General features: G+C 47.9%; 9 protein-coding genes and 5 pseudogenes. 11 read left to right on the top strand and 3 right to left on the bottom strand.

What is annotated here, in order from left to right:
* Positions 1–101 precede the first annotated feature (101 nt).
* Positions 102–434: a helix-turn-helix domain-containing protein gene (locus tag ACOTYB_RS13990; RefSeq protein ID WP_073544247.1), complete on the bottom strand. Its 333-nt coding sequence runs from the start codon at positions 432–434 to the stop codon at positions 102–104.
* Positions 435–531: 97 nt separating this feature from the next.
* Here ACOTYB_RS13990 and ACOTYB_RS13995 point away from each other — a divergent pair, with 97 nt between their 5' ends.
* The 6 genes and pseudogenes from ACOTYB_RS13995 to ACOTYB_RS14020 all read left to right on the top strand — a co-directional run bounded on the left by ACOTYB_RS13995 (position 532) and on the right by ACOTYB_RS14020 (position 4,319).
* Positions 532–1,161, top strand: a complete 630-nt coding sequence (locus ACOTYB_RS13995; protein WP_232930064.1) for a hypothetical protein — start codon at positions 532–534, stop codon at positions 1,159–1,161.
* A 226-nt stretch (positions 1,162–1,387) separates the two neighbouring features.
* A complete protein-coding gene (locus tag ACOTYB_RS14000; protein WP_073544248.1) occupies positions 1,388–1,684 on the top strand; it encodes a helix-turn-helix domain-containing protein in 297 nt (98 codons plus the stop codon).
* 516 nt (positions 1,685–2,200) lie between these two features.
* Positions 2,201–2,509: pseudogene (locus ACOTYB_RS14005) on the top strand (helix-turn-helix domain-containing protein); the annotation flags it as partial.
* A 186-nt stretch (positions 2,510–2,695) separates the two neighbouring features.
* Complete coding sequence (locus ACOTYB_RS14010; RefSeq protein WP_000108589.1) at positions 2,696–3,253, top strand: OsmC family protein; 558 nt, start codon at positions 2,696–2,698, stop codon at positions 3,251–3,253.
* Between the two features lie 141 nt (positions 3,254–3,394).
* Positions 3,395–3,976 (top strand): TetR/AcrR family transcriptional regulator, encoded by a 582-nt coding sequence (locus tag ACOTYB_RS14015; RefSeq protein ID WP_000210409.1) that lies wholly within the window; start codon positions 3,395–3,397, stop codon positions 3,974–3,976.
* A 4-nt stretch (positions 3,977–3,980) separates the two neighbouring features.
* Positions 3,981–4,319 (top strand): carboxymuconolactone decarboxylase family protein, encoded by a 339-nt coding sequence (locus tag ACOTYB_RS14020; RefSeq protein WP_000888080.1) that lies wholly within the window; start codon positions 3,981–3,983, stop codon positions 4,317–4,319.
* A gap of 29 nt (positions 4,320–4,348) precedes the next feature.
* Here ACOTYB_RS14020 and ACOTYB_RS14025 read toward each other — a convergent pair whose 3' ends face one another.
* The gene (locus ACOTYB_RS14025) at positions 4,349–4,678 is read right to left on the bottom strand and encodes a thioredoxin family protein (RefSeq protein ID WP_002431133.1); all 330 of its coding nucleotides are present in this window, start codon (positions 4,676–4,678) and stop codon (positions 4,349–4,351) included.
* Between the two features lie 213 nt (positions 4,679–4,891).
* On the opposite strand from ACOTYB_RS14025, the gene ACOTYB_RS14030 reads away from it, so the two are divergent.
* The 3 genes and pseudogenes from ACOTYB_RS14030 to ACOTYB_RS14040 all read left to right on the top strand — a co-directional run.
* The gene (locus tag ACOTYB_RS14030) at positions 4,892–5,998 is read left to right on the top strand and encodes an alkene reductase (RefSeq protein ID WP_409248899.1); all 1,107 of its coding nucleotides are present in this window, start codon (positions 4,892–4,894) and stop codon (positions 5,996–5,998) included.
* Positions 5,999–6,063: 65 nt separating this feature from the next.
* Positions 6,064–6,765 (top strand): DsbA family oxidoreductase, encoded by a 702-nt coding sequence (locus ACOTYB_RS14035; RefSeq protein ID WP_073544249.1) that lies wholly within the window; start codon positions 6,064–6,066, stop codon positions 6,763–6,765.
* Positions 6,766–6,830: 65 nt separating this feature from the next.
* Positions 6,831–7,199: pseudogene (locus ACOTYB_RS14040) on the top strand (SDR family NAD(P)-dependent oxidoreductase); the annotation flags it as partial.
* Positions 7,200–7,590: 391 nt separating this feature from the next.
* Here the strand turns inward: ACOTYB_RS14040 and ACOTYB_RS14045 are convergent.
* Positions 7,591–8,095: pseudogene (locus ACOTYB_RS14045) on the bottom strand (EamA family transporter); the annotation flags it as partial.
* On the opposite strand from ACOTYB_RS14045, the pseudogene ACOTYB_RS14050 reads away from it, so the two are divergent.
* Both ACOTYB_RS14050 and ACOTYB_RS14055 read left to right on the top strand, forming a co-directional pair.
* Positions 8,091–8,360: pseudogene (locus ACOTYB_RS14050) on the top strand (alpha/beta hydrolase); the annotation flags it as partial. The pseudogenes ACOTYB_RS14045 and ACOTYB_RS14050 overlap by 5 nt on opposite strands.
* Before the next feature lie 26 nt (positions 8,361–8,386).
* A pseudogene (locus ACOTYB_RS14055) lies at positions 8,387–8,700 on the top strand (Tn3 family transposase); the annotation flags it as partial.
* Between the last annotated feature and the right edge of the window lie 114 nt (positions 8,701–8,814).

An 8,814-nucleotide genomic window follows, 5' to 3' on the forward strand; every position in this document is an offset into this window, starting at 1 on the left:
CGAAGGGAGTCTTCCAATCTAATGCCCGATTTATTCTATTACACCAGTTTAATGCTGCACTTTCTTTACCTTCAAAAAAATCAGTAGCCTTTTGTATAACATCATTTGTTGTCAGCATGTTTTACACCTGAAGACGTTTTGAGTGCTTCGATAAGGCTACTTCGCTCTTCCTGTGTCATCCGGGAGATGAGTAAAGCAAGTTCTGCTGTTGTCTGATCATCACAAAAAAAGTAGTTCAACGGCACGTTTAACTCTGCCGCCATCCGTCGAAGCGTATCAATGTCTGGGACATGGCGTCCTTTCTCATAATGATTCATACGACTGCTAGCCGATGCGGGATCAAAGCCAACAAGGAGCCCCAGAGAGCGCTGTGATAAACCCGCCCTGCATCTCGCTTCTTTAAGTCGTTCTGGTATCGGATTTTTTTCAGACACTGAGTCATCTTCATTGGCCTCGGATGCTTAGATTGTCTAAGTATCTGTCATTGTTGTATACTTAGCAATCCTAAGTTAACAGCCTTGTTTTAGTCTTATGAATAGTCGAGTAACAAACCCTGAGTCGTACATATTTTCTGCAATCATCTACATTGGCAAAGATAACTTCACCAGTAACGAGATAGCAAAACTTCTTATTGAGCGATTTTCACTTCCGAAAACTTATTTAAAGGCAAAAGCTTTTACTTATAACCAAATTCAACACCTGGTTAGAAAAGGATTATTAAACAAAGTAAGAAAAACAGGCGTGTATCAATATTTATACTCAACCACTTCTGAATTCAATGCCGCAATAGAATGTGTGGAATTAATTGAGGTAACCCAAAAGCTTCCCTGTCAACTTTTTTCAAATGCTACCAACCATGAACACAAGAATATACATATCCAAATAACGTCTCTTATTGAAAAATACAGCAGTCAGTTGGCGAAAGTATCAGGAGCAAAGGAGATTTATGAAGAATTGATAGTTGCTGTACCGAGCAGGGAAAATGAATTTAGGAAACTTTCTCTTGAGCAAGAGAAAAAACACATTAAGATAAATGAAAAAATAAACACATTGATTAGAATTGTTAATGAATCTGAACAGATGTTTGAAGCTAAGGTAAGAAAAAGAGAGGGCGAAACCGAGTTCCACCCTCTCAACTTATGCACTGGAGTCCCTCGATAAAATGAAGTTTCCAGCACGCACCACTATATGCTAGTCATTTACAAATATAATCTTAACCAGCTGAGAATGCAACATCCTAAAGCTCATACAAACCATATGCAAATTGGTAACTTAACATCATGAGATCACCTAACACTAAAGGCTTTACAAAGATTAAAACACCCTATAGGCTGTTTTTACAGCGATAGCTTGAAGTTCTTCAAATAATAAACATGGTCACCTTCTTATGAGTACTGTTTTTCCAGTTAAACTTCTTAGCCATCTACGCCCCCTTTTAATTGGTTTTCGTAAATCAAAAGGATTAACTCAAAGGGAAATATCTGCCAGATTAGGTGTGACTCAGCAGACTTATGCGCGACTTGAGGCAAATCCTTCAAGTGCAAGTATTGCGCGTCTATACAAAGTGTTTAATATTTTAGGGGTGGAAGTTTTGCTTAGTTCTGGCCCCCATTCACCTGATATAAATCAATCTAGTGTGGTAAAAAAAGATAATAACTTACCGGCAAGGCGAGAAGAATGGTGATAGATAATATTTGGTCATCCTATATAAGGATGCAAGTAGGTATTATGTCTGAAATTGTATAAAAAGTAGTGCATCTGTAAAAAACATAGGGTGAAATGTTGAATGGCCCTATGTTATTATACTAATTCACTTGAACATCTAATGTAAAAGGTAAACTTCCAACGAAGTTTGAATTCAGTCTTCCGATAGATAAAAACCCACCTTTACTTACTCTAATCATCATATTTCATATATTGATGAGTATGATTCATAGTGCCTATCCCACAGACAGTCATTATCAAGCTTACTAAATCCATTAAGATATGATGATTCCTGCCTCTTTTTAGGGTTAACATGTCCACTATTAATTTCCAAAAGCAAACTCCCACGGCTACAAAACACGGTCTAACATTTTTGCTCATTCTCAGCGCCCTGATGGCTGTAACCTCTTTATCAACCGACATCTATCTTCCGGCTATGCCCATGATGGCCAAAGATTTGCAGGGTGACGCAGAACTGACAATCACAGGGTTCCTTATTCGCGTTCATTGTCTCGCACTCGGAGGCGTTGACTTGACCAGTCCGGCCGGAAAAATGACTATGCAGGTAATTTCTGCTGTAGCGGAGTTTGAGCGGGATTTGCTGCTTGAGCGAACGTATTCAGGTATTGCGAGGGCAAAAGCGGCTGGAAAACGCTTCGGTCGCCCCCCCATCCTGAGCGAGGAACAAAAGCAAACAGTGACAGAGCGCCTAAATGCTGGCATCAGTATCAGTGCTATTGCCCGGGAATTTAATACCACCCGCCAGACTATCCTTCGGGTAAAGGCTGGATTGCTGCAAGAGTGAGCGGCTGGGAAGATTATAAAAAAAAATCAAATGGTTATTATGAAATAAAACAGCCTGCTGGGTTCTTTTCCCCCTATTTTTTATAAAAGAGTAGACAGAAGAGGTTCGCGATATTAATCTACCAACTAGATGGTTGATACTGATTACACCAGCTATACCTTTTATCAAGAAATTACAGGAGCCATTATGTCTACTACCGTTAAACCTTCTGCAGACGCAGCTGCGATCCACAATACCCGTGAAGCAGTTCGCAGCCAGCCTGGCCTGGGTAACCTGACTTTCCAGATGAAAGCCCGTTCCAGCGGCGGATTAACCGTTCGCACAGAGACCGGCGCCACAATCCAGAACGGCGTTATCGATACCAGCCGTGTGGGGAAATTTTCTAATATCGGTGATGAACCCGCAGGTTTACTCGGCACCGATACCGGCATGAGCCCGACTGAATACATCATGCAGGCGCTGGCTGGCTGTTATACCGCCACCCTTACCATGATGGCTGCTGAAAAAGGGATCGACCTGGACGGTATCGAGCTGGATCTTAATTTCGATATCAACCTCAACGGCTTCCTTGGGCTGGACAGCAACGTGCGTAAAGGTGCGAAATCTATTCGCGTCGATGTTCACCTTACGAGCAAGACCGCCAGTCGCGAGGAGTTAGAAGCGCTGGTCAGCGAAATGCAAAAGAATTCGCCAATCCACGATACTCTGGCTAATCCGGTTGAAATGATTACACGCCTGGCGTGATGTCAGAGATGTAATGCTGCCATTCAGAATGCAGGATGGCAGTGACGTTCAGTTCTGCACGATACTGAGTCAGTGATACAACTTGCTACGGAAAAATAGCAACAATATAATCTATCAACTAGTAGATTATATGGAGTAATTATGACAACCATGACACGGGAACGGCTGCTCAGCGAAGCAGAACACCTGATGCGCGAAAAAGGGTATTCAGCATTCAGCTATGCTGATTTATCAAAAATAGTGGGTATCACCAAGGCCAGTATTCATCACCATTTCCCGACCAAAGATATTCTGGGTGAGCAGGTGGTAATACAGGCGTTCTCTGATACACAACGCGTATTTGAGCAGATAGAGGCGACTGAGAAAAGCGCGGAGAGAAGAATTGCGGCTTACATCGATATCTTCGCGCAAAGCCATAAAGCTTCGCTACTGCCACTGTGTTGTGCGTTGTCAGCAGAGACCGCCAATCTGCCTCAGGCAATTACTGTACAGACATCACTTTATTTCGATATGCAAATCGAGTGGCTCACAAAAGTCGTCAGGGCGGGCATGGAGTCAGGTGAGTTTTCATCCCATGCCGAACCATCAGATATTGCTTTGATGATCATTAATGTCTGTGAAGGCTCAAGCGTAGTGGCGCATGCAACGGCCAGACCCGAAGTCTTCGCCAACAGCCTTAAGTATATAAAACTGCTTCTTAATACCCCTCATTCAGGAGAATGACACTATGCTGGACTGGAACAACTATCGCTCAGAGTTAATGCAACGTTTAGGCGAGTTGGGCAAACTGACCCCCGAGACCATGAAAGGCGTGGTTGCCCTGGGCAACGCAGGTAACAAAACTGACCTTTTGGGCGCAAAAGTGCGTGAACTCATTGCCCTGGCGTGCGCAGTCACAACCCGCTGCGACGGCTGTATTGCTTTTCACGCCGACGCAGCTGTGAAAGCCGGTGCAACCGACGCTGAAATTGCTGAAGCGCTGGGCGTGGCGATTAACCTCAACGCTGGCGCGGCGGTCATTTATTCAGCCCGCACTCTGGATGCCGTCGGTCAGGCACGCGGTTAAGCATTAATAAATTCCACGTTAAAAGGGCATTACTGCCCTTTTTTTATGTCCGCAATAGCCTGAGCATATACCGATGCAGGTTTCACACCCGGTATGCGTTTAACTAATTGCCCTTCATGAAATATCAGCACAGACGGCAGCCCCCAGATCTCGTATTTGGTTGTCAGCACCGGCGCCTGATCTACATTGACTTTCCCCACCTGAATATCTCTATCGAGCCGGTCTGCAAACTGACTGAACATTTCTTCGCTGGCCTGACAGGGCGGACACCAGGGTGCAGAGAAACGTACCACCGATATTCCTTTGTACTGCTCTATCTGGCGGAAATTATCTTCGTTATAAGCTGTTAATGTACGCATGGTGATGACCTCGCAAAATGAGTGACAATTCAGAAATGGCTGCGTTATGACAAAAAAATACGACACACCCATTGACCTACCTACTAGATGGTTGGTATATTGCCACCCATCAGATGTTTATGCAACTCCAGTGCGCGACGTCCAGTCGATGATACTGCCGGGCTGTGCAAATCCCTGCCGGGATACTCCTTTTTGTTTTTTGTGAGGTATACGATGAGTAAGCTTTTCACCCCCTACAATCTGTCTGGCCTGGCGTTAAAAAACCGTGTAGTCATGGCACCGATGACCCGCACCCGCACCATGAATGACGTGCCGGATGAGGTCGTGGCTTTGTACTATGCACAGCGTGCTTCTGCTGGCCTGCTCATCACCGAAGGGATGCCGGTTTCAGAAGAAGGCCGGGGTTACCTTTATACCCCTGGTATCTACAACGACGAACACGTCCAGGGCTGGCGTAAGGTGACACAAGCGGTTCACGCCAAAGGTGGCCGTATTTTCGCGCAGCTCTGGCACGTCGGCCGTATGTCTCACGTCTCTCTTCAGCCAGGCCACATAGCGCCGGTTTCAGCGGGCACCGTTCAGGCGGTCAATACCACCGTTTTTGCGCTGACCGAATCCGGAGAACCTGGCCCGGTTGTACCAAGCCAGCCACGCGCGCTGGAAACGCATGAAGTTAAACGCATCACTGCAGACTTCGTGCACTCCGCACGCCTGGCGATGGAAGCCGGCTTTGACGGCGTGGAAATCATGGCGGCAAACGGATTCATCTTTGACCAGTTCCTCAGTAGCGAACTGAACACCCGCACCGACGAATACGGCGGCTCGGTGGAAAATCGTCAGCGTTTCCTGCTGGAGACCATTGACGCCGTGGCGGAAGCCGTGGGTAACAGCCACGTTGCCGTGCGCCTGTCACCGTTCGGCCGCATTTATGACCTCGCGCCGTATGAAGGTGAAGAGCAAACCTGGTCAGCCATCACCGACGCGCTCGGTCAGCGGGAACTGGCCTACGTACACCTTTACTATCAGCCGGTGTACACCAAAGCGCCACTTCCGGAAGGCTTCCGCCGCCGTTTTCGCAACACGTTTAAAGGCACCATCATCGCTGCCGGCGGTTTTACCCGTGATATCGCAGAGCAGGCTCTGGAAGATGATGAGCTGGATCTGGTGGCATTTGGTGTGCCCTACATCGCTAACCCGGATCTGGTTGAAAGAATGCAAAACGGCTGGCCACTGGCAGAAAGTGACCGCGCCACCTACTACGGCGTCAGTGGTTCCCCGGAAAAAGGCTATACCGATTACCCGGTCTGGCAGGCGAAATAAATCCCATACGGTCGCGGTTCTCTGATAAGTGAGATCCGACCGCCCAACGTCTTTGAGGAATCATTATGCAAACGCTGAAACCCACCCTTACCATCGATATCTGGTCAGATTTGGTCTGCCCGTGGTGCTGGATTGCTAAAAAAAGATTTGAACAGGGTCTGAATCGCTTTGAATTTCGCGACCAGGTGGTGATCCGCCATCACAGCTACCGTCTGGCCGGTGGTACTCCCGCGATGCCTTTTAAGGATGCCATCGTTAAAAAGCTGGGCAGTCAGCATTCAGCGGAGCTGATGATGAATCAGGTGGGCACCGCCGGTAAATCTGAAGGTCTGATCTACAACTTCGACGGCATGATGTTTGGTGATACAGAAGATGCACACACCCTGCTGGTTGCCGCGCGTAAGGCCGGAATTGCGGACGCGGTGGAAGAACGTTTTTATCATGGCAGTATCACCGAAGGTCGCTCTCTCTTTGACCGTCAGCAGCTCGTTGCCATGGCCGTAGAAGCCGGTATGCCGAAAGCTGACGCTGAAGCCGCCCTGGAAAATGACGATTTTCGCGCCACCGTTTCCGACGATGAAGCCCACGCACAGTCTATTGGCCTCAGCGGCGTTCCGGTTTTTGTGATGAACGAAAAATATGCCATCAGCGGGGCTCAGGCAGCAGATAACTTTTTGAATGCCCTGCATCAGGTCTGGGATGAACAGCAAACCGAATTTTCAGCCACTGCGGGTCAGACCTGCGGAACGGATGGCTGCAGTATTTAATCCGTCAACCGCCGGCAGTTTCACGCTGCCGGCAACGTCTTACCCACCAGTAATGGAGTCAGAAAATGAACACTTTTTTCAAAGGTAAAAAACTGCTCGTCGTCGGCGGTACCAGCGGCATGGGCCTGGCCGTGGCACGCATGGTACTGGAAGCGGGCGGCAGTGTCGTGCTGACCGGGAATAAAAAAGACAAAGCCGAAGCGGTGCAAAAAGAACTGAGCCCTCTGGGACCGGTTGCGGTCATCGCGGCGAACCTGATGACCGAAGAAGGTATGGAAACTATCCGTCAGGAAATTAATGCTCACCATCGCGATATCAGCCTGATGGTGAATGCCGCCGGTATCTTCATGCCCAAAGGATTTACCGAGCACAGCTTTGCCGATTATGACATGTATCTTTCGCTGAACCGAGCCACGTTCTTTATTACACAGGATGCCAAAGATCTCATAGTATTCTTCGTCGTAGATTTTAGTGTAGCCGAGTATTTTTCTATCCAGACGGTCTCTGATGGCCTGAAGAATCGGCTCTGGTGTGGCAAAAGCCATGTCAGCAACCCAGAGGTTGATTAGCCCTTCTGCCGGATACCGCATTGCAAATTCGGACTGTCCCGAAAACAGGTATTCCCGCCAGCCGTCCACGGTGAGACTGTCTGTTTTCTCTCTGCTTACGTACTCATCAAAATCATATTTCATTTCATAAACCTGCCTTACGTGTAGTCAGAAACGTCGACCTCAGTATTACTGTCAGTCTGATGCCGGAGCGGGAAAACTGGCTCGTGTGATTAACATAAGAGAATCATCACAACTGCATGAATTAATTGCGTTATTAAGGTTCTCTCGCCTTTGTCATCGACTGACGGGGGGATTTCTCGCGTGTCACCATCACAATGCCAGTCAGCACCTATCGTTCTGACCGTCAGTGATTCATCCAGGAATACCACACCCCCTAGCATTGCCAGACAGGGAACGCTGAGCTGAAGGGTACTGGCGGTGATAGAGCCGAGAGAGGGTAAAAGGGTATACCACAATACATATGCACCGGCTGAAGCGGCGGCACCGGACAGCAATGACAAAGCAATGCCCGCAGCATCATAGTGACCCTGCTTCATAAACAGCAACGAAAGAGCGAGAGCCATCGGCGTGGCGAGTACAAAATTTGCCGCCGTTGAAGCCCCGGCCTCCTGGCCCGCCCTCCCCCTGACGGAATAGGCGGCCCAGGCTAATCCGGCAGCGATCATCATAAGTGCACTGTAAAGCGGCGGTGCCTTCGCCCCGGGTAACAGCAGGGCAGCAATTCCTGCCAGAGCAATAACTAAACCGCAAGCCCGCATATTTACCTTAAAGAAACAGATGCTGGACAATATTCAGGAACACAAAATCGCTCATAAGGTGTTCGCCATGAACAAGCCTCTGCTTATTTTTCATGCGACTGAAGATGATACTGTGTTAATTGAGCAGGCCGAAAAAATATTCAAAGCAGCAAAGCATCCCAAGAGTTTCATTTCGTTGGGTAAGGCGGATCACCTTCTGACTCATGCTCAGGATGCTGAATACGTTGCCGATATCATTATATCGTGGAGCGAATGTTACCTATAAACAGAGTAAATGCGTTCAAACTCGTAGCGCAGAGGGCGATTTTCTGCAGAGATCGGACGCTGTTTATGCTGGACTGATTTTGCGATAAAGGCTTAGGCCGATGCATACAGGCGGGGCTGAATAAGGGTGAGGCCCTTGGGCGAGCATCCTTCATGCACCGGCTGAATGAAATCAGGGATCTGGGGGTGGGAGGATCAGCGTTACCACGCCACCGGCGCTGACACTACATACGGCGGCGATAACACTCTGGAATACGGTTTATATAGAAAGAACCATTGAGCCGCTTAAGCAAAAAGGAGTCCCTGTTAATGAACTGCTGGTCTCTCATCCCTCTCCACTGCTGTACAAAATATAGTCTTAGCGTGGGATAATTAATGAGATGGTCACTCCCTCCTTCCCGGTACTATGCTGAGGACAGGCTTTCATTCGGAGAACTATCATGGAAAACATTGCG

Source organism: Enterobacter cloacae complex sp. IR5450 (assembly GCF_049238665.1).
GTDB lineage: Bacteria > Pseudomonadota > Gammaproteobacteria > Enterobacterales > Enterobacteriaceae > Enterobacter > Enterobacter hormaechei_C.